This window comes from Paraburkholderia sp. EG286B (assembly GCF_040965655.1).
In the GTDB taxonomy this organism is placed as follows: domain Bacteria; phylum Pseudomonadota; class Gammaproteobacteria; order Burkholderiales; family Burkholderiaceae; genus Paraburkholderia.
Genome location: NZ_JBFRCF010000011.1, coordinates 133923 through 157436, shown reverse-complemented (window position 1 = coordinate 157436; position 23514 = coordinate 133923). Strand labels below are relative to the sequence as shown.

General features: G+C 64.1%; 20 protein-coding genes and 3 pseudogenes. 12 read left to right on the top strand and 11 right to left on the bottom strand.

All coding sequences use genetic code 11. The features are described 5' to 3' along the window. A complete protein-coding gene (locus AB4Y42_RS24270; protein ID WP_368695578.1) occupies positions 1-909 on the bottom strand; it encodes a LysR substrate-binding domain-containing protein in 909 nt (302 codons plus the stop codon). Between the two features lie 134 nt (positions 910-1043). Between AB4Y42_RS24270 and AB4Y42_RS24265 the strand changes: the two genes are divergently transcribed. The 3 genes from AB4Y42_RS24265 to AB4Y42_RS24255 are packed head-to-tail and all read left to right on the top strand — an operon-like array spanning position 1044 to position 4915. Beyond that, positions 1044-2462: a M20 family metallopeptidase gene (locus AB4Y42_RS24265; RefSeq protein WP_368695577.1), complete on the top strand. Its 1419-nt coding sequence runs from the start codon at positions 1044-1046 to the stop codon at positions 2460-2462. Between the two features lie 10 nt (positions 2463-2472). Next, positions 2473-3780, top strand: a complete 1308-nt coding sequence (locus AB4Y42_RS24260; protein ID WP_368695576.1) for an MFS transporter — start codon at positions 2473-2475, stop codon at positions 3778-3780. Between the two features lie 40 nt (positions 3781-3820). Beyond that, entirely contained in the window at positions 3821-4915 is a 1095-nt protein-coding gene (locus AB4Y42_RS24255) for a serine hydrolase domain-containing protein (RefSeq protein ID WP_368690696.1), read from the top strand. On the opposite strand, the gene AB4Y42_RS24250 is transcribed toward AB4Y42_RS24255, so the two are convergent. The 3 genes from AB4Y42_RS24250 to AB4Y42_RS24240 form a co-directional block, all read right to left on the bottom strand. Then, complete coding sequence (locus AB4Y42_RS24250) at positions 4912-7935, bottom strand: FAD-binding and (Fe-S)-binding domain-containing protein (RefSeq protein WP_368695575.1); 3024 nt, start codon at positions 7933-7935, stop codon at positions 4912-4914. The two genes, AB4Y42_RS24255 and AB4Y42_RS24250, sit on opposite strands and share 4 nt — an antisense overlap. Positions 7936-7941: 6 nt before the next feature. Further along, the gene (locus AB4Y42_RS24245; RefSeq protein ID WP_368695574.1) at positions 7942-9228 is read right to left on the bottom strand and encodes an MFS transporter; all 1287 of its coding nucleotides are present in this window, start codon (positions 9226-9228) and stop codon (positions 7942-7944) included. A gap of 135 nt (positions 9229-9363) precedes the next feature. After that, entirely contained in the window at positions 9364-10581 is a 1218-nt protein-coding gene (locus tag AB4Y42_RS24240; RefSeq protein ID WP_368695573.1) for an alanine--glyoxylate aminotransferase family protein, read from the bottom strand. A 162-nt stretch (positions 10582-10743) separates the two neighbouring features. Here AB4Y42_RS24240 and AB4Y42_RS24235 point away from each other — a divergent pair, with 162 nt between their 5' ends. Continuing rightward, positions 10744-11460 carry a GntR family transcriptional regulator gene (locus AB4Y42_RS24235; RefSeq protein ID WP_368690692.1) on the top strand — a complete coding sequence of 239 codons (717 nt, stop codon included), beginning with the start codon at positions 10744-10746 and terminating at the stop codon, positions 11458-11460. 26 nt (positions 11461-11486) lie between these two features. Here AB4Y42_RS24235 and AB4Y42_RS24230 read toward each other — a convergent pair whose 3' ends face one another. Beyond that, positions 11487-12440, bottom strand: a complete 954-nt coding sequence (locus tag AB4Y42_RS24230; RefSeq protein WP_368690691.1) for a LysR family transcriptional regulator — start codon at positions 12438-12440, stop codon at positions 11487-11489. Positions 12441-12702: 262 nt separating this feature from the next. Between AB4Y42_RS24230 and AB4Y42_RS24225 the strand changes: the two are divergent. The 3 genes and pseudogenes from AB4Y42_RS24225 to AB4Y42_RS24215 form a co-directional block, all read left to right on the top strand. After that, positions 12703-12810: pseudogene (locus AB4Y42_RS24225) on the top strand (anti-sigma factor); the annotation flags it as partial. A 4-nt stretch (positions 12811-12814) separates the two neighbouring features. Continuing rightward, entirely contained in the window at positions 12815-13477 is a 663-nt protein-coding gene (locus AB4Y42_RS24220; protein WP_368695572.1) for a YceI family protein, read from the top strand. Positions 13478-13650: 173 nt separating this feature from the next. Next, positions 13651-13773: pseudogene (locus AB4Y42_RS24215) on the top strand (plastocyanin/azurin family copper-binding protein); the annotation flags it as partial. A 654-nt stretch (positions 13774-14427) separates the two neighbouring features. Here AB4Y42_RS24215 and AB4Y42_RS24210 read toward each other — a convergent pair. The 4 genes from AB4Y42_RS24210 to AB4Y42_RS24195 all read right to left on the bottom strand — a co-directional run bounded on the left by AB4Y42_RS24210 (position 14428) and on the right by AB4Y42_RS24195 (position 17065). Beyond that, the gene (locus AB4Y42_RS24210) at positions 14428-15042 is read right to left on the bottom strand and encodes a hypothetical protein (RefSeq protein WP_368695571.1); all 615 of its coding nucleotides are present in this window, start codon (positions 15040-15042) and stop codon (positions 14428-14430) included. 48 nt (positions 15043-15090) lie between these two features. Next, a complete protein-coding gene (locus AB4Y42_RS24205; RefSeq protein ID WP_368690688.1) occupies positions 15091-15879 on the bottom strand; it encodes a molybdopterin-dependent oxidoreductase in 789 nt (262 codons plus the stop codon). Between the two features lie 3 nt (positions 15880-15882). Further along, on the bottom strand, positions 15883-16476 hold the full coding sequence (locus tag AB4Y42_RS24200) for a cytochrome b/b6 domain-containing protein (protein WP_368695570.1): 594 nt from the start codon (positions 16474-16476) through the stop codon (positions 15883-15885). A 250-nt stretch (positions 16477-16726) separates the two neighbouring features. Then, positions 16727-17065, bottom strand: coding sequence for an ArsR/SmtB family transcription factor (locus AB4Y42_RS24195; protein ID WP_368690687.1), 339 nt, complete (start codon positions 17063-17065; stop codon positions 16727-16729). 90 nt (positions 17066-17155) lie between these two features. Between AB4Y42_RS24195 and AB4Y42_RS24190 the strand changes: the two genes are divergently transcribed. Further along, the gene (locus AB4Y42_RS24190) at positions 17156-18373 is read left to right on the top strand and encodes an MFS transporter (RefSeq protein WP_368695569.1); all 1218 of its coding nucleotides are present in this window, start codon (positions 17156-17158) and stop codon (positions 18371-18373) included. Positions 18374-18587: 214 nt separating this feature from the next. Further along, on the top strand, positions 18588-18980 hold the full coding sequence (locus AB4Y42_RS24185) for an SgcJ/EcaC family oxidoreductase (RefSeq protein ID WP_368695568.1): 393 nt from the start codon (positions 18588-18590) through the stop codon (positions 18978-18980). Between the two features lie 25 nt (positions 18981-19005). On the opposite strand, the pseudogene AB4Y42_RS24180 reads toward AB4Y42_RS24185, so the two are convergent. Next, positions 19006-19185 (bottom strand): annotated as a pseudogene (locus AB4Y42_RS24180) (LysE family translocator); the annotation flags it as partial. Positions 19186-19743: 558 nt separating this feature from the next. Between AB4Y42_RS24180 and AB4Y42_RS24175 the strand changes: the two are divergent. Beyond that, positions 19744-20934 (top strand): M20 aminoacylase family protein, encoded by a 1191-nt coding sequence (locus AB4Y42_RS24175; protein ID WP_368695567.1) that lies wholly within the window; start codon positions 19744-19746, stop codon positions 20932-20934. Beyond that, on the top strand, positions 20931-22235 hold the full coding sequence (locus tag AB4Y42_RS24170; protein ID WP_368690683.1) for an MFS transporter: 1305 nt from the start codon (positions 20931-20933) through the stop codon (positions 22233-22235). Before AB4Y42_RS24175 ends, AB4Y42_RS24170 begins: the two co-directional genes overlap by 4 nt. 117 nt (positions 22236-22352) lie before the next feature. Here the strand turns inward: AB4Y42_RS24170 and AB4Y42_RS24165 are convergent, their stop codons facing one another. Beyond that, positions 22353-22727 (bottom strand): hypothetical protein, encoded by a 375-nt coding sequence (locus AB4Y42_RS24165; RefSeq protein ID WP_368695566.1) that lies wholly within the window; start codon positions 22725-22727, stop codon positions 22353-22355. 222 nt (positions 22728-22949) lie between these two features. On the opposite strand from AB4Y42_RS24165, the gene AB4Y42_RS24160 reads away from it, so the two are divergent. Next, positions 22950-23504: a type 1 glutamine amidotransferase domain-containing protein gene (locus tag AB4Y42_RS24160; protein WP_342948876.1), complete on the top strand. Its 555-nt coding sequence runs from the start codon at positions 22950-22952 to the stop codon at positions 23502-23504. Positions 23505-23514 lie beyond the last annotated feature (10 nt).

Here is a 23514-nt window from a genome sequence, read left to right as displayed (position 1 = left end):
TCAGCCGCATGCAAGCTCCTCGTCGTCGATCGCGCGTGTGAGCAGGTCGAGAAACGCCTGCATGGTTTGCGGCAGCGTACGGCCCGCCATCGTCTGGATCTGCAGCGTACGCTGATGCAGCTCCGGATTCGTGAGCGGCACGGCGGCCAGCCCCTCCACCTCGAGACGGCCGCGCACGGTCAGAAAACCGGTGAACGTCACGGCATCGGTCAGGCGTACGAATCGTTGCAACGCCACATGATAGTTGCTGACGAACACCGGCTCGAAGATCAACCCCTCGAGGCTGCAGGCGATGTCGAGCAGCTGGCGGATCGTCACGCCCTGGCTGTTCATGGCGACCGGCCACGGGATCAGATCGCGCAGCGACAGCGACTCGCGCGCCGCCAGCGGATGATCGCGCCGCATCAGCGCGAAGATCGGCGCACGCTGCGAACAGTGCACGGCAATCTCTTTCTCGGGCGCGACGCTGAAGCACAACGCGATATCGGCCGTGCCCTCGCGCACACGCTGCGTTGCAACAGAAGGCGCCGACACGTCCAGCTGAAAATGCGTTTGCGGGTACGTCCGGAGAAAGTGCGCAAACACCTGCGGCAGAAAATCCGGCGCGAGGCCTTCGGAACTCGCCACGCGGATGGTCGCGCGGCCGCCCTCGCTCAGCCCGCGAATCTCGCCGACCACGCGCTCCGTTTCGAGCAGGCTGCGCCGCGCGTGCTCGGCCAGCATGCGTCCCGCCTCGCTCAGCACCATGCCGCGCGGGCGCCGTTCGAATAGCGGCGTGCCGAGTTCTTCTTCGAGCCGGGCGATCTGCCGGCTGAGCGCCGAAACGGCGACGTAGAGCCGCTCGGACGCCTTGCTCAGCGAGCCGCTGCGGGCCACTTCCAGAAAATAGCGCAGTGCGGTGTTGTCCATGTCGATGCGCGCGGTCTCGTCCGCTTTGCCGTTTCGGCAAAGATAAATCACAAATATTGTAATTGTGCAGAAATATCGGCGGTTGCACGATCGTTCGACGGCTGCAGACGGCCTCAACCAGAGGGAGACGCGCGTTGACCCGTGACACCGCCATTCAAACCGCAACCGCTCAATACGATTCAGGCCGCTTCCTGAACGATCTGCGCCGCCGCGTGGCGTTTCGCACCGAGAGCCAGGAGCCGGAGAGCGGCGGCCGTTTGCGCGGCTATCTGGACGAAGAACTCACGCCGCTGCTCACCCAATGGGGTTTCACCTGCCGGGTCGTCGAGAATCCCGCCAAAGGCGCGGGCCCGTTCCTGATTGCCCACCGCCACGAAGACGACGCGCTGCCCACCGTGCTCAGCTACGGCCACGGCGACGTGGTGCGCGGCTACGACGCGCAGTGGCGCGCGGGCCTCACGCCATGGGACGTGACCGTCGACGGCGAGCGCTGGTACGGCCGCGGCACCGCCGACAACAAAGGCCAGCACAGCATCAACCTCGCGGCACTCGAGGCGGTGCTCGACGCGCGCGGCGGCCGACTCGGCTTCAACCTCAAGCTGCTGTTCGAAACGGGCGAGGAAGTGGGCTCGCCGGGCCTGCACGAACTGTGCACGCGGCTGCGCGACGAACTCGCCGCCGACGTGCTGATCGCCTCCGACGGACCGCGCCTCTCCGCGCACCGCCCGACGATCTTTCTCGGCTCGCGCGGCCTCGTCAATTTCAGGCTCGAACTCACGCTGCGCGAAGGCGGCCATCATTCGGGCAACTGGGGCGGCCTGCTGCGCAATCCGGGCGTCGTGCTCGCGAATGCGATCGCTTCCATGGTCGATGCGCACGGCAAGATCCTCGTCGATGGCCTGCGCCCGCCGCCGATTCCGGAATCCGTGCGCCGCGCGCTCGCCGAAATTCGCGTGGGCGGCAATCCGGGCGAGCCCGAGATCGATCGCGATTACGGCGAGCCGGGCCTCACGCCCACCGAGCGCGTGTTCGGCTGGAACAATCTGGAAGTACTCGCGTTCCGCACGGGCAACCCTGAGAAGCCCGTGAACGCGATTCCGCCGCACGCCATCGCTTACCTGCAGATCCGCTTCGTCGTCGGCACGAACTGGCAGGACCTCGAACGGATCGTGCGCGCGCACCTCGACGCGCACGGCTTCGACATGATCGAACTCGAAGTGGAACGCGGCGCACCGGCCACGCGTGTCGATCCCGACAACGCCTGGGTGCAGTGGGCGCTACGCTCGCTGCGCGAGACCACGGGCGCCGACCCCGTGCTGCTGCCGAACCTGGGCGGCACGCTGCCCAACGAGGTATTCGCCGAGGTGCTCGGCATGCCCACGCTGTGGGTGCCGCATTCGTATCCAGGCTGCTCGCAGCACGCGCCGAACGAGCACCTGCTCGGCCCGGTCGTGCGCGACGGGCTGCGCATCATGGCTGGCCTCTTCTGGGACCTCGGCGCAAGAGAGGCCGGCGCGTCCAACCCCGCACCGCATCCAACCACGCTTGCATGAGGACGTCCCAATGAGCATCGAATCCCTACCCGCGCACGGCAGCGAACACTGGTCAGAGCCCGCTCAAGGCACGTCAGGCAAGAACGTCTCGCGGCTCATCGTCGCGACTTCGATCGGCAACGCGCTCGAGTTCTACGACCTGCTGGCGTACGGCTACTTCGCCTCGACGCTCTCCAAGCTCTTCTTCCCCGTTCACAACGCAACGATGTCGCTGCTGCTCACGCTCGGCACCTTCGCGCTCTCGTACCTCGCGCGGCCGGTCGGTGCGCTCGTGCTCGGCTCGTACAGCGACCGCAAGGGCCGCAAGGCGTCGCTCACGCTCTCCATTGCGACGATGACGATCGGCACCGGCATGGTCGCGCTGATGCCCACCTACGCGACGATCGGCATCCTCGCGCCCATCGGCATTTTTGCCTCGCGTCTTCTACAGGGCTTTTCGGCGGGCGGCGAGTTCGGCAGTTCGACCGCCTTCCTGATCGAGCACGCGCCGCAGCGCAGCGGTTTCATGTCGAGCTGGCAGTTCTCGAGCCAGGGCGCGAGCACGCTGCTCGTCTCCTTGTTCGGCGCGGTGCTCACGGGCATGCTCACGCAGCCGCAGCTCGAAGGCTGGGGCTGGCGCATTCCATTCCTGTTCGGCGTGCTGATCGGTCCCGTGGGTCTTTATATCCGCAGACGCATGGACGAAACGCCCGAATTCGAGCGCATCGAAAAAGCCGAGTCGCCCGTGCGCGAACTGTTCGCCACGCAGAAGTCGCGTGTGATCGCATCGATCGGCGTGCTGATCCTGACCACGTCGGCCCAGTACGTGCTGCTCTACATGCCGACTTATGCCGCGCGGCAGCTCGGCCTCGCGCCTTCGTCGGGCTTCATTGCCACGCTCGTGGCCGGCCTGATCGCCATCGTGCTCACGCCGATCGTGGGCCACTGGTCGGACAAAGTGGGCCGCACGCGCATCATGTTCGTGGCGGGCGTGCTGTTCCTGCTCACCGTCTATCCCGCGTTCGTGTTCGTCAATACCCATCCTTCGCTGCCCTCGCTGCTGGCCGCCGTGGTCTGGATCGCGGTGCTGAAGGTCACCTACTTCGCCTCGATTCCGGCGCTCATGGCCAGCTTCTTCCCCACGCGCACGCGCACCACGGGCATGGCGCTCGCCTATAACGTCGGCACGACCGTGTTCGGCGGCTTCACGCCGCTGGCCGTGGCCTCGCTCATTGCGGCGACGGGCAACAATCTCGCGCCGGGGCTCTGGCTGATGTTCGCGGCCGTGCTGAGCCTCGCCACGCTGATCTGGGCCAGCGTACGCCTCGGCGCCCGTTGAAACGGCGCCTTACAAGAACACCAACAGGAAACACGCACGTATGCAACACGATTTGCCGCAGGAAGTTCAGGACGCCATCCAGTTTTCCGTCGATCACGAATCGGCATGGGACCGCAATGCCGATGGCAACTTCGGCGTGCACGTGAACGACCCGCCACCGTGGAACCGCTTGCTGGGCCCCATTCACGACCGCGGCCCCGTGTCCGGCGCCATCGCCGTGAATGGACAGCCACTCGCGCAATGGGGCGCGCCCGATCGGCCCGATCTGACCTTCAGCATCGCGAAGACGTATCTGGCGCTGCTTGCGGGCGTGGCGCACGACCGCGGCCTGCTGCCCGATCCCGACGAGCCCGTCCACGTGCGCGTGCCCGGCATCGGCTTCGATGATGCCCACAACGCCCAGGTCACGTGGACGCATCTGCTGCAACAGACGAGCGAATGGCAAGGCACGTGCTTCGGCCTCTCCGATCAGGCCGATCACTATCGCGCCGTCACGTTCGGCGAGCCGCCCGATGGGAAAAAGGGCGACTTGCGCCCGTTGCGCGCGCCAGGCACGTATTGGGAATACAACGACGTGCGCATCAACCAGCTTTCGTTCGCGCTCCTACGCCTGTTCGGTCGTTCGTTACCCGAAGTCTTTCGCGAGACGATCATGCGACCCGTCGGCGCGAGCGAGAACTGGCAATGGGTCGGCTACGACGACGCGTGGATCGACCTGGGCGGCCGACGCGTGCAGTCGGTGCCGGGCGGCTCGCATTGGGGCGGCGGCATGTCGGTGAGCGCCAACGATCAGTTGAAGGTCGCACAAATGCTGCTCGACGATGGCGTCGCCGCGGGCCGCCGCGTGCTTTCGAGCGAATGGATCGCGCGCATGCGCACGCCCTGTCCGCTCGCGCCGTTTTACGGTTCGCTGGTCTGGCTCAACACGGGGCGGCGCATGTTTCCGGGCGTGCCGGAGTCGAGCTGGTTCGGCGTCGGCGCGGGCAGTTCGTTCATGTGGATCGAGCCCGAGCGCAGGATCGCGCTGATCGTGCGCTGGCTCGATTCACAATTCGCCGATGCGTTCTTCGGCAAGATGCTGCACGCCGTGGATGCCGTGCGCGCGCGCCAGGGCGCGAGCACGCTGGCGACCTAGCGCATCGCCATTTCCAGCACCCGCGCCACGTGCAGCGCCGTGGCGTTTGCGCCGTCGTGGATCTGGTGGCGGCAGCTCGTGCCGTCCGCCACGACGAGATCGGCGCGATCCACCTTGCGCACGGCGGGCAACAGCGCCAGCTCGGCCATCGCCAGCGAAGCTTCGTAGTGCTCCGCTTCGTAGCCGAAGCTGCCCGCCATCCCGCAGCATGACGATTCGATCGGCTTGACCTCGAGGCCCGGAATCCAGCCTAGCACCGTGAGCACGGGCCGGAAGGCATCGAACGCTTTCTGGTGGCAGTGGCCGTGCACCCACGCGCGCGGCGCGTCGAGTTCGTGCAAGGTCAGATCGAAGCGGCCCGCGCCCTTTTCGCGCACGAGGAATTCCTCGAACAGGAACGCCGCGGCCGACAGCTCGCGCGCTTCGTCGCCGTAGCCGTATTGCAGGAATTCGTCGCGCATCGAGAGCAGGCACGAAGGTTCGAGCCCGACGATCGACACGCCGCGCGCCACGAACGGCATGAGGGTATCGAGCAGGCGCCGCGCCTCGTGCTTCGCCTCGTCCACCAGCCCCGCAGCGAGGAACGTGCGGCCGCAGCAGAGCGGGCGCTCTTCGCCGCGCACGTTGAAGTGCACGAAATAGCCGGCCGCTTCGAGCACGCGTTTCGCGGCGCGGGCGTTTTCGGGCTCGAAGTTGTCGTTGAAGGTGTCGACGAACAGCACCACTTCCTTCGTTGCCGCTGCTGCGTCGGGCTTTGCGGCCGCGACCTCAGCAAGGAACGAAGGCCGGAACTGCGGCAGCGAGCGTTGCGGCGCGATGCCGAGCACGCGCTTCGCCCACGCGGAGACCAGCGGAATGCGCTCGCCCGCCGCCGCAAGGCCGCCCGCTTGCGCCACGCGTCGCGCATAGCGCGGTAAATACGCAATCGTCTTCTCGCGCAGCTTGAGGCCGTGCTTCGTGTTCCAGGCCGCGCGCGCCTCGATCTTCAGCTTCGCCATGTCCACGCCGGTCGGACAGTCGCGCTTGCAGCCCTTGCACGAGACGCACAGGTCGAGCGTGTCCTTGACGTCGTCGCTCGCGAGTCCGTCCTCGCCCAACTGCCCTGAGATCGCGAGCCGCAACGTGTTCGCGCGACCGCGCGTCACGTGCTTCTCGTCTTTCGTCACGCGGTAGCTCGGGCACATCGTGCCCGCGTCGAACTTGCGGCAGTGGCCGTTGTTGTTGCACATCTCCACGGCTTTCGCGAGGCCGCCCGTCAGGTCGTCGCCGCTGCCGGGCGGCGTTTCCGCACCCGTCAGCGGATCGCGGCCAACGTCCCATGCCGACCAGTCGAGCAGCGGGCGCATCTGGCGCTCGCGATAGCCCGGCGCGAAGCGGAACAGCTTCGCGTCGTCCATCTTCGGCGGCCGCACGATCTTGTCGGGATTGAAGCGGTTCTCCGGGTCGAACAGCTGCTTGATTTCCATGAACGCCTGGTTGATCTTCGGTCCGTACTGCCAGGCAATCCATTCGCCGCGGCACAAACCGTCACCATGCTCGCCCGAAAACGCGCCCTTGTACTCGCGCACCAGCTCCGCAGCCTGCTCCCCTATCGCGCGCATTTTGGCCGCGCCGTCGCGGCGCATGTCGAGTATCGGCCGCACATGCAGCGTGCCGACGCTCGCGTGCGCGTACCACGTGCCTTCGGTACCGTGCTGATGAAAGATCTCGGTCAGGCGGCTCGTGTACTCCGCGAGATGTTCGAGCGGCACCGCGCAGTCCTCGATGAACGAGACGGGCTTGCCGTCGCCCTTCATGCTCATCATGATGTTCAGGCCCGCCTTGCGCACTTCCCACAGCGCCTTTTGCTCGTTTGCATCGGTCATCTTCACGACCGAGTCCGGCAGACCGTGGTCGCCCATCAGCTCGACCAGTTCATCGAGGCGGCGCAGTTGGGCGTCGCGTTCGTCGCCCGCGAACTCGACCAGCAGGATCGCATCGGGCCTGCCCACCAGCGCCTTTTCGATCACCGGCTTGAAGCCCGGATTGCCGAGCGCGAGTTCGATCATCGTGCGATCGACCAGTTCGACCGCAGTCGGCTTGAGCTTGACGATGTGCTGCGCCGAGTCCATCGCCTGCCAGAACGTAGGAAAGCTCACCACGCCCAGCGTTTTGTGCGCGGGCAGCGGCGCGAGCTTCAGCGTGATCTGCTGGCTGAACGCGAGCGTGCCTTCGGAGCCCACGAGCAGATGCGCGAGATTCGCCACGCCGTCGTCGGTATACGCGAGCGGGTTCTGGCAATCGAACAGGTCGATGTTGTAGCCGGCCACGCGGCGCAGCACCTTCGGCATGCGTTCGGCGATCTCGCCGCGCTCGCGCGTGGCGATGCGCTGCACGCCTTCGAGCAGCCCCGCCAGCCGCGCGCCTTCGTGCGGCAGGTTCAGCGACTGGAAGCGCGCTTCGGTGCCGTCCGCGAGAATGGCGTCGATGCCGAGCACGTTGTGCACCATGTTGCCGTATTCGATCGAACGCGAGCCACATGAGTTGTTGCCCACCATGCCGCCGATCGTGCACTGCGCGGCCGTCGAAACATCCACGGAAAACCACAACCCGTGCGGCTTGAGCCACGCGTTCAGATGATCGAGCACGACGCCCGGCTCGACCGTTACCGTGCGCGCATCGGCGTCGAAATCGACGACGTTGTTGAGCCACTTCGACGTGTCGATCACGAGCGCTTCGCCCACCGTCTGCCCGCACTGGCTCGTACCCGCGCCGCGCGCCAGCACGGGAGCGTGCGCGAGGCGCGCCACTTCCAGCGCGGCGCGCAAATCGTCCTGATCGCGCGGTACGACTACGCCGATGGGCATGATCTGATAGATCGAGGCGTCGGTCGCGTAACGGCCGCGGCTCGCGGCGTCGAACAACACGTCGCCGCGCAGCGCTTCACGCAGGCGCCGCGCGAGCGGCGAGCCGTGGCCCGCGCTCGAGGGAACGAGATGAACCGGTTTGACCAGCATGCCCGAGGTGCGTGCGCCTTTCATCGCCGTTCACACTCCTTGATGAGAACCCGCGGGTTCCTCAGCCTTCTTGCCCAGCTCGAAGCGGCTCTCCGGCTGCATGCGGAACGCGAGAATCACGCCACACCCCATCAGCACCATGCTGCCCACGAACGGCAGGTCCCAGTTGCCGAAGCGGTCGATCAAAAAGCCGCCGACCACGGGCGAGATGATCGCGGCCAGCGCCGAGCCCGTGTTCATCATGCCGCTCGCCGTACCCGAGAACTCCGGGGCGATATCCATGGGAATCGCCCACATCGGCCCGATCGTCATTTCGGCGAAGAAGAAACCCGCCGCGAGGCACGCCATGGAAATGACGGGATCGTGCACGAACATCAGCGGCACGAGCACGATCAGCGTGATCAGCATGCAGACGGAGACCATCCAGCTGCGCGCGCGCTTGAGGTTGCCCGTGCGCTGAAAGAGCCAGTCGGTCACGAGGCCGCCGAGCGTGTCGCCCACCACGCCCGCGAGGAACACCACCGAGGCGAAGATCGCCGACTTGCCCAACTGCAGGTGATAGTTGTGCAGGAAGTATTGCGGAATCCAGCTAAGGAACAGCCACAGCGTCCAGCCGTAGCAGAAGTAGACGATCGTCACCGGAATCATGCGCTTGAAGAGCGCCATCCACGGCAGGCCGGTCACGCGCGGCTTGGGCGGCGGCAGGATCGCGAGTTCGGCCTCGGTGATGCGCGGGTGATCCTTCGGATGTTCGGTGAACGTGAACGCCCACACCACCACCCACAGCAGGCTGAGCGCGCCGCACACGTAGAACGATTCGCGCCAGCCGTAGCGCGCCATCACCAGCACGACCACCGCGGGCGCCACCGCATTGCCGATGCGCGACGCGGAGTGCGTGATGCCCTGCGCGAAGCCGCGCCGCTCTTTCGCGACCCAGCGCGACATGGCCGAGGTCGAGGCGGGAAACGTCGCGCCCTCGCCGAAGCCGAGCAACAGGCGCGCGGCGAGCAGCGTGGCGAGGCCGCCCGCCATGCCCGTGAGAATCGTGGCCACGCCCCACAGCGCGCCGCAGAAAAGCAGCGTGCGGCGCGCGCCGAAGCGGTCGCTCACCCAGCCGCCAATGATCTGAAACAGCAGATACGGATACGCAAACGCCGAAAAGACCAGCCCCACTTCGGTATGCGAGAGCTGGAACTCCTTGCCGAAGCCCGCCGCCGCCGTGCTCACGTTCACCCGGTCGAGGTAGGTGATGAAGTACATGATGCAGAGCATGATCAGCACGATGCTGCTCGCGCTCGTCAATCGAAACCGTTTCATCGTCAGTCTCCGTTGCTGGTTCTATCGGCCGCATCGCCCTTCTCGAAGTGGCGTCCGGCATGGGAACGACCCTGCATCACCCGGAATCGGCCTGGCATGCCGCGCCCCGTGCGCGGCATGGGCAAACGCGCCTCGTCAAGCGGCTTTCAGCGACACCACGTTGGGTTGCGCCGCGAGATATTCCATTGCGGCGGGCAAGCCGCTGTCCTTCAAGGGCACGCCCGCAATGCGCAGGCCCATCTCGCAGCCGGCCAGGGCCGCCAGCAGCGTGAGATCGTTGCAGTCGCCCAGATGCCCGATACGGAACATGCGCCCCTTGACCTTGCCGAGGCCCGTGCCGAGCGAAAGATCGAAGCGCTCGTAGATGAGCTTGCGCACGGCGTCCGCATCGACACCTTCGGGCATCATCACGCCCGTGAGCACGGGACTGTAGACGGCGGGATCGACGCACTGGATCTCGAGGCCCCACGCGCGCACGGCGCGCCGGCACGCCTCGCCCAGCCGCTGATGGCGCGCGAACACGTTGTCGAGCCCTTCGTCCTGCAGCATGTCGAGCGCTTCGGACAGGCCGTAGAGCAGGTTCGTGTTGGGCGTGTACGGCCAGTACCCGCTCTTGTTCATCTCGATGATCTCGGCCCAGCCCCAGAAGCTGCGCGGCAGCTTCGCATGCTCGCTCGCGGCCAGCGCCTTCGCCGAAACGGCGTTGAAACTGATACCCGGCGGCAGCATGAGACCCTTCTGCGAGCCGGAGACGGTCACGTCCACGCCCCATTCGTCATGGCGATAGTCCGCGCTCGCGAGACCCGAAATCGTGTCGACGAGCAGCAGTGCCGGGTGGCCCGCGGCGTCGATCGCGCGGCGCACCGCGGCGATGTCCGAGGTCACGCCAGTCGAGGTCTCGTTGTGCACCACGCACACCGCCTTGATGGCGTGCTGCGCGTCCTCGCGCAGCCGTTTTTCGATCATGTCGGCCTGCACGCCGCGCCGCCAGCCCTCGATGCCCGGCAGGCCGAGAAATTCCGGCTTCAGGCCGAGGCGTTCGGCCATCTGCTTCCATAACGCCGCGAAATGGCCCGTTTCATACATCAGCACCGTGTCGCCGGGGCTCAACGTATTGGCGAGCGCGGCTTCCCACGCGCCGGTGCCGGAGGCCGGATAGATCACCACCGGCTGCTGCGTCTTGAAGATCTTCTTGATGCCATCGAGCACCTTGAGTCCGAGCACGCCGAACTCGGGGCCGCGATGGTCGATGGTCGGATAGCTCATCGCGTGCAGGATGCGATCGGGCACCGGGCTCGGCCCCGGAATCTGCAGGAAATGGCGACCAGCGGGATGGAAATCGAGCTTCAACATACAATCGCTCCTGTTTTGAATTTTGCATTCAAAAAACTATAATCCAGTCAGCTCACGTATAGACAGACAATTCTGACGTGGTTTACCCCAATCACGCGTTGCTTCTTTGGGGTCCCGTCCTTGGGCTAGAATTCGCTGGAAATCGATGGAAATGCCTTTTGCATGCAAAACCCGAACCTGAACTCCTCTGCGATCAGCCCGGAACTGCCGCCCATTCCGCGCCAGCAACTCCATGACACCGTCGTCGACCATCTGCGACGGTTCATCGTGGAAGGCGTGCTCGAGGCCGGGCGCAAGCTCAACGAGCGCGAGCTATGCGAAACCCTGGGCATTTCGCGCACGCCGCTGCGCGAGGCGCTGAAGGTGCTCGCGTCCGAAGGGCTGATCGAGATTTCGCCGAATCGCGGCGCCTCGGTCTCGAAAATGTCGGAGGCGGAGTTGCGCGAGACCTTCGAACTCATGAGCGGGCTCGAAGCGTTTTCAGGCGAACTGGCCTGCGAGCGGATCACCTCGGCTGAGATCGCCGAGATCAAGGCGTTGCACTACGCCATGCTCGCCTGCCGCGCGCAGAACGATCTGGCCGGCTATTACAGCCGCAATCAGGCGATTCACGACAAGATCAACGAAGCGGCGCGCAATTCGGCGCTGCGGCAAACGTATATCGCGGTGAATCGCCGTTTGCAGGCGCTGCGGTTTCGCTCGAACTTCGAGACCCCGAAGTGGGACCGCGCGATTCAGGAGCACGGCGAAATGCTGGAGGCGCTCGACGCGCGCGACGGCAAGCGGCTGGCCGCGATACTGCGGCAGCATTTGCTCGCCAAACGCGATGCGGTGTTGCGGATCGGGGACACGCCTTCGGTGCAGGACGCCGGCAACTGATTCGTTGCGCGCGCAACGTCTTTCGACTACTTCGCCGCCGACTCCAGAAAACTCTGCGCCAACTGCTTCCTCAGGTGATCGGCGGCGGGCGAGAGCCTGCGGCCCACGCGCGTGACCATCTGGCTCGAAAAGCCCGCCGCGATCGGATGATCGATCGGCACGGCCACCAGCTCGCCCAGATCGATGCCGCGGCGCGCCGTGATCGACGACATGAACGCCACGCCCAGCCCGGCGGCTGCGAGCGTCTGCGCCGTGTTGAACAGGTCCACGCGATACGCCGGCATCACGTTCAGACGCGCGTCTTCGAACAGCGACTGCACGAAGTGCTGCACACCGAACGACTCGGTCATGAAGATCAGGCGCTCGCTGGCGAGTTCGGCGGGCGCCACCTTCTGCAGTTTCGCAAAGCGGTGCGAGGGCGCGACGAGCGCACAGAGCGGCCGCGACGCGAAGGGATGAATGCGCATGGCAGGGTCGTCGGAGGTACGCGTGCACAGGCCGATGTCGACGACGTCGTCGCGCACGAGCGACAGCACGACCGGCGTCGGTCCCGAGCGGATCTCCACGAGAATGTCCGGGTACGTCATCGAAAAGCGCTGCAGCGCCCGCGCGATCAGATTGCCGATGAAGCCCTCGCCCACACCCAGCGCCACGCGGCCGCGCCGCAGGTGCCGATACTCCTCCAGACGCGCGGCCAGATCGCGCTGGCGCCGCTGCCCGTCGCGATAATGGTCCACGAGCACCTGACCGATCTCGGTCACGGCCACGCTGCGCCCGCGCCGCTCGATCAACGGAAAGCGCAGCCGCCGCTCCAGCGCCGCCACCTGCCGGCTGATGACCGAGGCGTTGATACCCAAAGCCTCCGCGGCCATGCGCACGCCGCCCGCAGCCGCAATTTCGGCCAGATAGCGCAGCGGCCGCTCGCCGATATCGTCGATCGCGTCTCGCGCCGCATCTTCCCAATCTGCCTTTCCCCGCATTGCATTGCTCCTACCGCGCGCGCTGTCCTTGATCTCGCGATTCAAGAATGTTGTCATGAGGTTGAATTTGACCACGCCTGAGTTCGATCAAAAAATAAAACCTGCTGGCGTGACGTCCGTGCTTCGCGATCCGGAGCACGTGCGATGGCACGCATCATAACGACGACACGCTCGCAGAAAAAGATAACTTTCCTGTATCAGATGAGCGGCGCCCAGGCATGACAGTGCATTTCCGAAAGAACCAACTCTTTGAGTGTGACGCGACCACATGGGCTACGCGCTTTCCGGGCGGATGGCGGAGGGTCAATTGCGCAAGATCGCTGTCGACGTCTGCAACGAGCCTGGCGGGCATCCCGAACCGTGGAGGTAGAAGCGTGCCCTATCGCAGCCCCATCCGTCGACGAGGCGCGGCCATGCATCGTCTCAAAGCGCGCGTTGGCGCGATCGTGATGTTCGGCGTCTGCGCTGCCTGCGCAGTCGCCGGGGTCCGTGCCGACTCGATCGACACGTCCGCGCCGCTGGCACAGTATCGACTCGATCCAGGCCGCTCGGGTGTCACGTTCGATGTCGCGAACGTCTGGCACGCGAACCTCACGATGCGCTTCAGCCGCATAGGTGCCCAGCTTGAAGGATTCCAGGGCTTTGCCGTCGGCCGCGTCATGGTGACGATCGACGCGACAAGCCTCGAATCGAATACCCCGTTTGTCGCCGGATTCGTCGCAGGCGGCGACATGCTGGACGTAGCGCATTTTCCGGCCATTCGCTTCGTGAGCACCCGCTTTGTCCGAACCGGTACATTGACCGGCCTCTTGACGGGCGATCTGACGATCCGCACGACGACGTGTCCGGTCACGCTCGCCGTGGCGTTCGACGAAGACCCGCGCGATCCACCGGGCGCCCGCCGAACGCTGGTTTTTTTCGCCGACGGCCGCTTCAGCCGGGCGGCGTTCGGACTGTCGAAGTGGTCGCGCGCTGTCGGGGACGAGGTGCACTTGAGGATCCATGCCGAATTTGTGCAGGAACGCGCGGATCCTTGAACCATCACACTACCGTTTCACCCGCCGAGTCCCGTCATGACCCAGGCCTTGCAGGGCATCGCGACCGCGGCGACGTGTATGGCAAAGAGCGCGATGTGACGACGGGCTGCTGGAATAGGTCTCCCGCCACGCACGTTTACGGCACGTATCGCGCTGCAGAAAACGTTCATGCCATCTCACCGGGCAAGAGCAAGCGCGTGTCGTTCAAGCTCGCGCCCGGCCACTACGCGCTGATCTGCAACAAGCCGGGACACTATGCAGCGGGGATGCATACGGCACTTGTCGTGGCGCCGTAGATCACCCTGTGAGTCAGAAGAAGCTCGAAAGGCGGCAAAAAAGAGCCATGCGCCGACGGCGGCAATATATCCGCTTTGGCGCGGCGCTTCGACCAAACGGGCATCATTGTTGCGCACGAGGAATAAGGCGTCGGTGCGCCGCGTTTATAGCTATGTAGGTGCCTGCGTTCGCGATGAGCCGCGTGACGCGTCCGCGCCGCATGCGACGTTCGGCGTCGTCGGCCATTGCGCGGCCAATGCCTCGCTGGATACCCCTCAGCGCGACTTCCAGCGAACTTCCCCAGGAGGAAATCATCATGAAGCGGCTTCGGATGGTTCTTGCATGTCTCGTTTGCCTCGGATTGGCCGCGGTTTCTGGATCCGTAGCCGCGAGCGGCGATATGAATCAAGGCGGCAATGGCGCGTCAAGCACCTCGACCAATTCCTCAGGCGGTGGTTACTGAGCGCGGCAGGCGGTAATGCGCAGCACGTCGCCGGGCTCTCCGCGTGATCCGCAGCGTTGCCTTGTGACACTGCTCCCGGCAGCGACCCACCTTTGTATGCTGACCCCTCGTGTCAGATGGCGTTGCGCCGGACCGGAATGGGGTCCGCACCCCGGTCCGGCGCGTGGATCGTGATTGCCCGAGAACTTCCGGGAAATCCGCACGCTTTCTCTTACATTGGCGGGACGACCCCGTTCTTTTCGACCACCAGGCGCTGCGCGGCATAGGTACCCTGTGGCGCCGGTTTCGCAACCACGAAGACTTGCTTGCCTGGCGCCAGATCGGAGCGCGCAGCCGGCATGAAGGTGACGATCGGGACATTCGGAGGCACCGTAATTTCATTGCTGCCGCCCTTGTACGACAGCTTCAGATTGCGACCTTCCGTGCCCTGCACGACGGTATCAACATTCGCATTGGTCATCGTGCTGTTCGGCCCGAGGTCCCACGCGTAGTGACCCTCCCCCGTGCCGCGTGCGGCTTCGGGAAAGACGACGACTTCGGTCGCCGTCAGCTTGCCATCAGTGCCCGTCGTCGCGGCCGTGCCGACGAACGTACCCGGCTTGATGTCGGACAGTTGCATCGCTTTGACGGACGACACTGGAACGTTTGTCTCGAGGGCGATTGAGACCGTGTCGCCACTGCGTCGATGGACCTTGAGCACATCGCCGTCGAGAGAAACGATACTGCCGCGAATACGTACCGGCCTGGTGTCAGCAGTCTGCGCCAGCACGCTGCCGGCTATCGCCATTGCGGCAATGGCCGCTCCAGCTTTCAGTCGAATGGTCATGAATGCTCCATATAGCGGATATGCGTTGAGGAAGGAATCAATTGCACTTCAGGAACCGCCGAACCAGTTATAGCCCTGGTTCTCCCAATAACCACCGGGATACTCGTTCGTCAGCGTGATTGCGACGATATGCTTCGGATTCTTGTAGCCGAGTTTGGTCGGCATGCGCAGCTTCATCGGGAAGCCGTATTTGGGCGGCAGCACATCGCCGTCGTAGGTCAGCGTAAGCAGCGTTTGCGCGTGCAGGGCTGTCGGCATATCAATACTGGTCCAATAGTTATCGGCGCAATGGAGCGCGACGTACTTCGCTGTTGTGTCCGCGCCCGCACGGCGGAGAAAGTCGGAGAAACGCACCCCGCCCCAATGGCCAATGGCGCTCCAACCCTCGATGCAGATATGGCGCGTGATCTGGCTTTCCTGTGGCAGCGCTCGAAGTTCGTCGAGCGTCCATATGCGCTTGCCATTCGCGAGTCCCCCCACCTGCAGCCGATAAGTCGCGGCGTCGACTTCCGGCACGTCGTCGATGTCGTAGAACGCGTTGAAGGGAAAAGGCCGCGTGATCATCGACTCCGGATACGTCGGCGCCATCTTGTCTGGATCGAACAGCAGCGCCTGCACGCGGTCGTTGAAGAACGACATCTTGCGCAGCGCGGTATTCACCGACTTGTCGTTCGAGAGATCGCAGCCCGAGAGCATAGCAATGCCGCCGAGCGTGAGTATCTGTTTGCCGAGCAGTCTGCGCGCGGGACTCTTCAATTCACTGCGCACGTCCTTGATGATCGAATCGGCGTTCGAGACGAGAAACGCATTGGCTTGTTTTTTGCGTGGGCGCATCATCGTTTACCGTCCGCGTATCATCAGGAGCAGTGAGCGCGGCACGAATGCGACCATGACGACGTGCACGACGAAAAACGCGACGAGAATGCTCATCGAGAAAAAATGGACAACACGCGCGTTGTCGTATCCCCCCATCAGCGTTCGCAACAGAGGCAACTGAACCGATTTCCAGACCGCCAACCCCGAAAGGATCACGATCGCGATGTCCACGATCGTCACCACATACGCCAGCTTTTGAACAGCGTTGTAGCGCGCAAGATCCTCGTGCCCCAGCTTGCCGCGCATCGCGGCGGCAAGCTCCCGGGCTACGGCACTGAAACGAATCGGTAGAAGCTTCCGCCACAGACGCTTTGAAAGCACGTTCAGGGACAGGTATGCAAGATAGTTCGCGACCAGCAGCCACATGATTGCGAAGTGCCACTGCAAGGCGCCACCCAGCCAGCCGCCCAAGGTCATGCTTGCGGGAAATTTCAGTCGCGCGAAGACAGGCGAGGCGTCGTATATCTGCCAGCCGCTTGTCACCATCAGCACGACCGCCACGGCATTGATCCAGTGTGTCGTGCGGACCCAGAGAGGCTGAATTATCGTTCGGCTCATTTGCAGGCTTCGTGGAAGTTGTTCGTTGACGACCGGACCCGACTCGATCGTTCCGTGGTCGCACCGTGCTGTTGGGTAAACCACGCACGTGCATCCCTATTCCACTGCTGCCGAGAAATTTCTTCTTACAGAAATCCAGCGAGACGAGTCGACATTCAAAGGCACCTTCAACGACGACCCGCGTGATCCGCCGGGCGCCAGCCAACGCTCGACGCGTCCGGCGGCTCCCTGAGTGAAGGTAGCGAATCGGTCAAGCGGGCCGTAGCGCGCGATCCAGGTCGTCGAGCAAGCGCTCGATCGCCTCGCGATTGGGCTTGTAGTACACCCAGTTTTTGATTTTCTTCGAAGTCACGAGGTCTGCCGCTGCCAGCGCCTGCATATGCGTGGTGACAGTGGGTTGACTCAGGCCTGTTTTCTCCGTGATGAAACTGACACACACCCCGTCCTTCACGAGGTCCGCGTCCCGCTGCGGTGGAAAGTGCTTTTCCGGCTCGGTAAGCCAGATGAGGATCGTCAGCCGGTGGCGATTTGAGAGTGCATGCAGCGCGTCCTGCAGCGGGCTCTCATCGAGGTTGTCCATTTTCGACATTGCTCAGATTTTCCTTGACGGGACCAATCTATATTGTACTCTATCTATATAGACATTTATCGATATAGGTCGATTATGGCGACGGATGCAATGACTTCCACAAGCACTCAGTCGATCGCGCGCACGATCAGCGTTGCCGTCGTCTTCACGCTGTTCGTGGCGGTCGTGTTCGGTTTTGGGCTCTATCTTTTTGCGCTGGTCGTGCCAGTGATGCGGCAGAGTCTCGGGTTCGACTATACGGCGATTGGCATCGTAACTGGCGGGGCCCAGACTGCGTATCTCGTTGCGGCGCTGGTTTGTCCGCGTCTCGCAACCCGCTTCGGCGAGGGGCAGGTCATTGTGGTCGCCGTCGCTGCGGCAGCCTTGCTTTTGCTCCTGTTCGCGCAAGTCCAGAGCGTAATGTCGGTCGGACTCGTTCTCGCCGGACTGGGCGCGACGGCGGCTTTCATGATGGTCCCGAGCGTCGGCGCCATCTCCGGGACAGTCCCTTTCGGGTACCGGTCGCGCGTCAATGGTCTGGTTTCGAGCGGCACGGCCTATGGGCAGTTCGCGAATGGCGTTCTGGTGTCGCGGGTTTTACCGGAATACAGCTGGCACTCGATATGGATTGTGGCGGCGTCGGTCTCGCTCGTCATTGCGCTCGTGGGACTGCTTGCGCTGCGCCGCTTCGCTCCACAGGTTTTCAGCCGCAAGGCGCCAAAGCGCGCCGAAAGTCGCCACGCGTCGGGCGACCGGTGGCGCCTGGTGACTCGCCCCAACCTGACGGTCTGGATCCTGCTCGCGTTGAGCGGAATGGCTTGCGGGCCGTGGCAAAACTATCTGTCGAGCTTTCTGGCCGATGAACAGGGGCATTCGCTGGAAACGATCGGGCAGGTCTGGTCGACGATTGGCGTGGTCGGACTGTTCAGCGGATTTGCGGCGGGCATGGCGGCCGACAAGGCAGGGGTGCGGATTGCGCTCGCATTCTCTTTCACTGCACTCGCCGGCTCCGGTCTCCTGATCGCTTTCCATTCCGACGCATGGCAATTGCGAGCGGCCGCCGTGTGTTTCGGTCTCTCGTTCTATGCGATTTACGGACTGATTCCCGCGTATATCAGCAAGACCATGGACCCTCGCTCGGCAACCACGGTGTTTGGGGTTGCCAACGTCTTTCTCGGTCTGGGAACGACATTGGGCAACGTGATGGGGGGCAACTTCGCAGGCTGGTTTGGGTCGCTCAAGGACGTTTTTATCACCGCCTCGGCGCTTGCTTGCGTGGCGCTGATACTTACAGCGACGCTCCGTGATGAACGAGCAGTGACCTCCTGAGATATCGTTTGGTCCTTCGATGTGGGCGCCAGACCAGACCAACTTGCAGGCCAGATCGCCGGTCAAATGCGCCCGGCAACCCTTGTGCAGTTCGACGCGGTATGGGTCAATGGAGGGAACGCATTCAAACTTCGTCGGGCAATGAAGCGGATTCGATGTCGCGATAGCGGATTGGCTCGAACAAGCCTAACTGTTTTGCCAGCGGAGGTTGCAGATGGGTTCTGATGAACGCGCGATTCGCGAGGTGCACGCGACCTGGATTGATGCAGTCAACGCCGGCGATCTTGTCCGCCTGCTCACCCTGATGGCGGACGATGTCGTGTTTCTCACTCCGGGCCAGGCACCGCTCGGCCGGGAAGGATTCCCCGTTGGCTTCTCGGCCGCGCACCAGCAATCCCGAATCCGTTGCATCAGCGAGTTGGAAGAAGTCGTGATCGTCGGCGAAGTCGCCTACACCCTGTGCCGGGACTCGTTATCTGTGACACCGCGCGTCGGCGGAGAAGCAACGCAGCTGGCCGGTCACCGGATCACCCTATACCGCAAACAACCCGACGGCCGCTGGCTTCTGGCCCGCGACGCCAACACGCTCGCCCCGGTGGCAAGCTGAGGTCGTGAGCATTGTCTCAGTCGACCTATCGGCGCCCTTCGATCGCCATCCGAACGGCCAGACCCGTCAACACGGTTCTCATCATCCAGCGCTGCATCGCCAGCCATCCGGGCCGGCGCGCGAGAAACCCGGCGATCGAACCCGCAGCCATCGCAATGAATGCGTTCACGCTGATACTCAAAGCAATCTGCACGAAGCCCGTGGCCCGACAACGGTCTGCCGATCGACTTTGTTGTCGAGTCGGATCGTTCTCAACTGCGTGAGATTGTCCAGCGGGTGCGGGACGGGCGCCTGCGGACGAATATCGGCAACATCGTGCCCCTCGACGAAGCCGTCGCCACGTTCAATTCCACCAAACGGATCAGCGGGAAGACGACCGTACAGGTTCGTTAGTCAACGCTCGGGGAGGTCGAGCCGTGCTGCGCTTCGCCTTCCCCGCCATTGCGGAACAAAACCGGGCGCGCCCCGCAAATCCGGTTTTGCGGCAACGCTCAAAGTAGCCGGGAAGGTTCGAGCCCGGCTAGGCGCACACGCTCGTGGTCGATCACCGCGTGCCGCACTCCACATCGCGGATGCCGCTGACGGCCTTGATTCGCAGGGGACAGAATTTTATTTCCAGGATCATCTTGCTGCGCCGCGACAATCGATCGTTGACTTAAAGTCAACGTTTTCGATGCATTTCCGTCATGGGTCGAGTTTTTCGTCGATGCAATACTCGGCCTTTGGCGTGTGTCCAAACCTATTCCAATAAAAGGAGTCCCCCGTGAGCGAGCAGCACTACTGCGAAGTCGCCGACCTGGCCGAAGCCCGATCGGAACTCGACGAAATCCGTCATCACCTCCACAAGCACCCCGAGCTGTCGTACGAGGAAGCCGACACGTCGCGCTTCGTCGCCGACAAGCTCGAGTCCTGGGGCTACGAAGTCACGCGCCACGTGGGCGGGCACGGGGTCGTGGCGGCGCTCAAGGCGGGCACGAGCACACGCACCGTAGGCGTGCGCGCCGACATGGACGCCCTGCCGATCCAGGAGCTGACCGGCCTCGACTACGCCAGCGTCCACGCGGGCAAGATGCACGCGTGCGGCCACGACGGCCACACGACCGTGCTGCTCGGCGCAGCACGCCAGCTCGCCAGAACGCGCAATTTCGACGGCACCGTCCACCTGATCTTCCAGCCCGCCGAGGAAGCCGGTTCGGACAGCGGCGCCGAGCGCATGATCGCCGACGGCCTGTTCGAGCGTTTCCCCTGCGAAGCCATCTTCGGGCTGCACAACCATCCGGGCGTGCCCACCGGCACCTTCGGCTTTCGCGCAGGCCCGCTCATGGCCGCGTGCGACACCGTCAAGCTGCGCGTTCACGGCAAGGGCGGCCATGCCGCGCGCCCGCATCTGGCCGTCGACCCGGTGCTCGTGGGCAGCAGCATCGTGATGGCCCTGCAGTCGGTGGTGTCGCGCAACGTCGATCCGAACGAAGCCGCGGTCGTGACCGTTGGCGCGTTCCGTTCGGGCCACGCGCCGAACGTGATTCCTGAAGACGCCGTGCTCGAAATGAGCGTGCGCTCGTTCTCGCCCGAGGTGCGCGCGACGCTCGAAGCGCGCATCCGCGCGCTCGTGCAGGCGCAGGCGCAAAGCTACGGCGCGACGGTGGACATCGAATTCATCCGCGGCTATCCCGTGCTGATCAATAGCGAAGCCGAAACCGAATTCGCACGTCAGGTCGCCGAGGAGCTGGTCGGGCCGGAGCACATCATCGCACCGTTCCCGCCGATCGCCGGCAGCGAGGACTTCGCGTACTACCTGCAGCAGCGCCCCGGTTGTTTCGTACGCCTTGGCAATGGCGAAGGCCGCCCGATGCTGCACAACGCGCGCTACGACTTCAACGACGAGAACCTGACCATCGGCGCGGCGTTCTGGACGCGCCTCGTCGAACGCTTCCTCAGCAAGGACCGTGCATGAACGCCGCCACCGAACCGCTCCTGGAAGCGGCCGAAGAAGCGACACTCTCGCCGGGCTACCAGCGCAAGATCGTTCTCGCGGCGGTGATCGGCAACCTGCTCGAATTCTTCGACTTCACCGTCTATAGCTATTTCGCGCTCACGATCGGCCATCAGTTCTTTCCGGCCGACAGCCAGGTCACGTCGCTCCTGCTCGCGTTCGCGGTGTTCGCCGTGGGCTTCGTGATGCGCCCGCTCGGCGGCATCGTGCTCGGCCGCTACGCGGACCGCGCGGGCCGCAAGCCGGCGCTCACGCTCACCATCCTGCTGATGGCGGTGGGTTCCGCGTCCATCGGTCTCGCGCCCACCTATGCGCAGATCGGCCTCGCCGCGCCGCTGTTGATCGTCGTCGCGCGCCTCGTGCAGGGGTTCGCGCAAGGCGGCGAGTTCGGCGCCGCCACCGCCACCCTCCTCGAAATGGGCGGCCAGGCGAGCCGCGGCTTTCGCGCGAGCTGGCAGCTCGCGAGCCAGGGCGCGGCGGCGCTGCTCGGCTCGGGCCTCGCGGCGAGCCTCGGCTTTCTGCTCTCCGCGGAAACGATGCATAGCTGGGGCTGGCGCATTCCGTTCCTGCTCGGCACGCTCATCGCGCCGGTCGGCATCTATCTGCGCCGGCACATTCGCGAAGAGCCGCCGGCGCAGCGCGTGGTCGCGGACCGCAACGACCCGAAGCGCGGCCTGTACGTGCGCAACTGGTTTCTCACGATCTTCGCGATCATGGGCATGTCGGTTTCGACCTACGTGATGATGTACTACATGCCGACCTACTGCATCCAGTACCTGGGACTGCCACCCAAAATGTCGATCCTCGCTGGCGTGGCGTCCAGCACGATCTCGCTCGTGATGTGCCCGATCTACGGCGCGTGGTCGGACCGCATGGGACGCCGCAAGCCGCTCACGGTGATCGGCCGCGTCGCGCTGATCCTGCTGCTCTATCCGGCGTTCTGGCTCATGACGCACTTTCCGTCGCTGCCGGTCGTGCTCGCCGCGCTCGTCGTGCTCATGCTCTGCTATACGATGGGCTCCGCACCCGCTTACGCGCTGATGCCGGAAAACTTTCCGAAACATCTGCGCGCGAGCTATATGTCGAGCGCGTACGCGATTGCGGTTTCCGTGTTCGGCGGTACGGCTCAACTCGTGGCCGGCTGGCTCATCCACGTGACGGGCAACAAGATGGCGCCCGCATGGTACATGATCGGCTGCGTGCTGATTTCACTCATCGCCGTTTCGATGTTCGAGGAAACCGGCAACAAGCAGATCGACTGACCGCTCGCCTGAAAAGATGCAGCCCTAAAAAGGGCGGCCGACGCACGCTGCGTCGCCCGCCCTTCGCACTACACCCCGATTATTCTTCTTTAGTCAGTTCGACTACATACCACGCCCTTATTGGCTGCCGCCAGGCTGCGTGCTCATCCCGCCATTGCCGTTGTCGTTGTTATACGGCATGCTTTGAGGGGTTCCCGTGGCAGGCGCAGGCGCCGCGCCAGTCCCCGTCCCCTGGCCGCCGCCGGTCGCTGTAGTGCCGGGCGCGCCATAGCCGCTATTGTTATAACGGGTGCCTGCGGTGCTGCCCGGCGGACGCGCCGTATTGATGCCCGCCGCGCCCGTCGTGCCGCCGCCCGCGCCTACGCCATTGCTACCGCCGCCGGCGCCACCGCCCCCCCCGCCGGCTCCCCCGCCTGCGCCCTGCGCGAGCGCCGCTGCCGAACACGTTGCGATGATGACCCCAGCCAGCAATTGTTTGATCGATCCATTCATTTCGCTCTCCTTGAGGATTGTGGATGGAACTGCTACGTGGCGAACCGGCGGCGCACCACGCCTGCCTGTTGTTCCGCAAGCGCCATGCCGCCGCAGAGTCGAACCCGGCTGCGCGCCGTTCGCTCTGATTCGAGGTTTCACGCACCGCGCGGTATCCGCCTTGCTACAGCTGAGATTGGTTGCAAACGGTCTCAGACGGTCTCACTCAAGGAGGAAATCGCAATGGCTAACATGCTCGACAACTGCAAGGTCGCAATCCTTGCCATGGACGGATTCGAGGAAGTCGAACTTACCGAGCCGCGCCGCGCATTGAAGGAAGCGGGGGCGCACGTGGACGTGATATCGCAGAAAAGCGGTGAAATTCAGGGTTTTCGTCACGTCGACAAGGGCAGCAAGATCAAGGTGGACCGCACCTTCGGCAGCGCGAAGGCGGATGACTACGACGCGGTCGTATTGCCCGGCGGCGTGGTGAACTCTGACGCCATCCGCCTGATTCCGGAGGCGCAGGCGTTCGTGCGTGCGGCCAACGACGCGCATAAGACGATTGCCGTGATCTGCCATGGTGGTTGGCTGCCAGTCTCAGCTGGTATCGTCAAGGGACACACCATGACGAGCTGGCCCTCGCTTCAGGACGATATCCGCAATGCGGGCGGCAAGTGGGTCGACGAGACCATGGTCCACGACGGCAACTTCATTACGAGCCGCAAGCCCGACGATATACCTGCCTTCAACGCCGAGATCATCTCCACCCTTTCGGCGGCGGCGGGCACGGCATGACGGCGCCGGC

What these genes read in the sequence shown, in the direction of transcription:
- AB4Y42_RS24270 (WP_368695578.1), bottom strand. Translation starts at nt 909, where the DNA reads ATGGACAACACCGCACTGCGCTATTTTCTGGAAGTGGCCCGCAGCGGC.
- AB4Y42_RS24260 (WP_368695576.1), top strand. Translation starts at nt 2,473, where the DNA reads ATGAGCATCGAATCCCTACCCGCGCACGGCAGCGAACACTGGTCAGAG.
- AB4Y42_RS24255 (WP_368690696.1), top strand. Translation starts at nt 3,821, where the DNA reads ATGCAACACGATTTGCCGCAGGAAGTTCAGGACGCCATCCAGTTTTCC.
- AB4Y42_RS24250 (WP_368695575.1), bottom strand. Translation starts at nt 7,935, where the DNA reads ATGAAAGGCGCACGCACCTCGGGCATGCTGGTCAAACCGGTTCATCTC.
- AB4Y42_RS24245 (WP_368695574.1), bottom strand. Translation starts at nt 9,228, where the DNA reads ATGAAACGGTTTCGATTGACGAGCGCGAGCAGCATCGTGCTGATCATG.
- AB4Y42_RS24240 (WP_368695573.1), bottom strand. Translation starts at nt 10,581, where the DNA reads ATGTTGAAGCTCGATTTCCATCCCGCTGGTCGCCATTTCCTGCAGATT.
- AB4Y42_RS24235 (WP_368690692.1), top strand. Translation starts at nt 10,744, where the DNA reads ATGCAAAACCCGAACCTGAACTCCTCTGCGATCAGCCCGGAACTGCCG.
- AB4Y42_RS24230 (WP_368690691.1), bottom strand. Translation starts at nt 12,440, where the DNA reads ATGCGGGGAAAGGCAGATTGGGAAGATGCGGCGCGAGACGCGATCGAC.
- AB4Y42_RS24210 (WP_368695571.1), bottom strand. Translation starts at nt 15,042, where the DNA reads ATGACCATTCGACTGAAAGCTGGAGCGGCCATTGCCGCAATGGCGATA.
- AB4Y42_RS24205 (WP_368690688.1), bottom strand. Translation starts at nt 15,879, where the DNA reads ATGATGCGCCCACGCAAAAAACAAGCCAATGCGTTTCTCGTCTCGAAC.
- AB4Y42_RS24200 (WP_368695570.1), bottom strand. Translation starts at nt 16,476, where the DNA reads ATGAGCCGAACGATAATTCAGCCTCTCTGGGTCCGCACGACACACTGG.
- AB4Y42_RS24195 (WP_368690687.1), bottom strand. Translation starts at nt 17,065, where the DNA reads ATGTCGAAAATGGACAACCTCGATGAGAGCCCGCTGCAGGACGCGCTG.
- AB4Y42_RS24190 (WP_368695569.1), top strand. Translation starts at nt 17,156, where the DNA reads ATGACTTCCACAAGCACTCAGTCGATCGCGCGCACGATCAGCGTTGCC.
- AB4Y42_RS24185 (WP_368695568.1), top strand. Translation starts at nt 18,588, where the DNA reads ATGGGTTCTGATGAACGCGCGATTCGCGAGGTGCACGCGACCTGGATT.
- AB4Y42_RS24170 (WP_368690683.1), top strand. Translation starts at nt 20,931, where the DNA reads ATGAACGCCGCCACCGAACCGCTCCTGGAAGCGGCCGAAGAAGCGACA.
- AB4Y42_RS24165 (WP_368695566.1), bottom strand. Translation starts at nt 22,727, where the DNA reads ATGAATGGATCGATCAAACAATTGCTGGCTGGGGTCATCATCGCAACG.
- AB4Y42_RS24160 (WP_342948876.1), top strand. Translation starts at nt 22,950, where the DNA reads ATGGCTAACATGCTCGACAACTGCAAGGTCGCAATCCTTGCCATGGAC.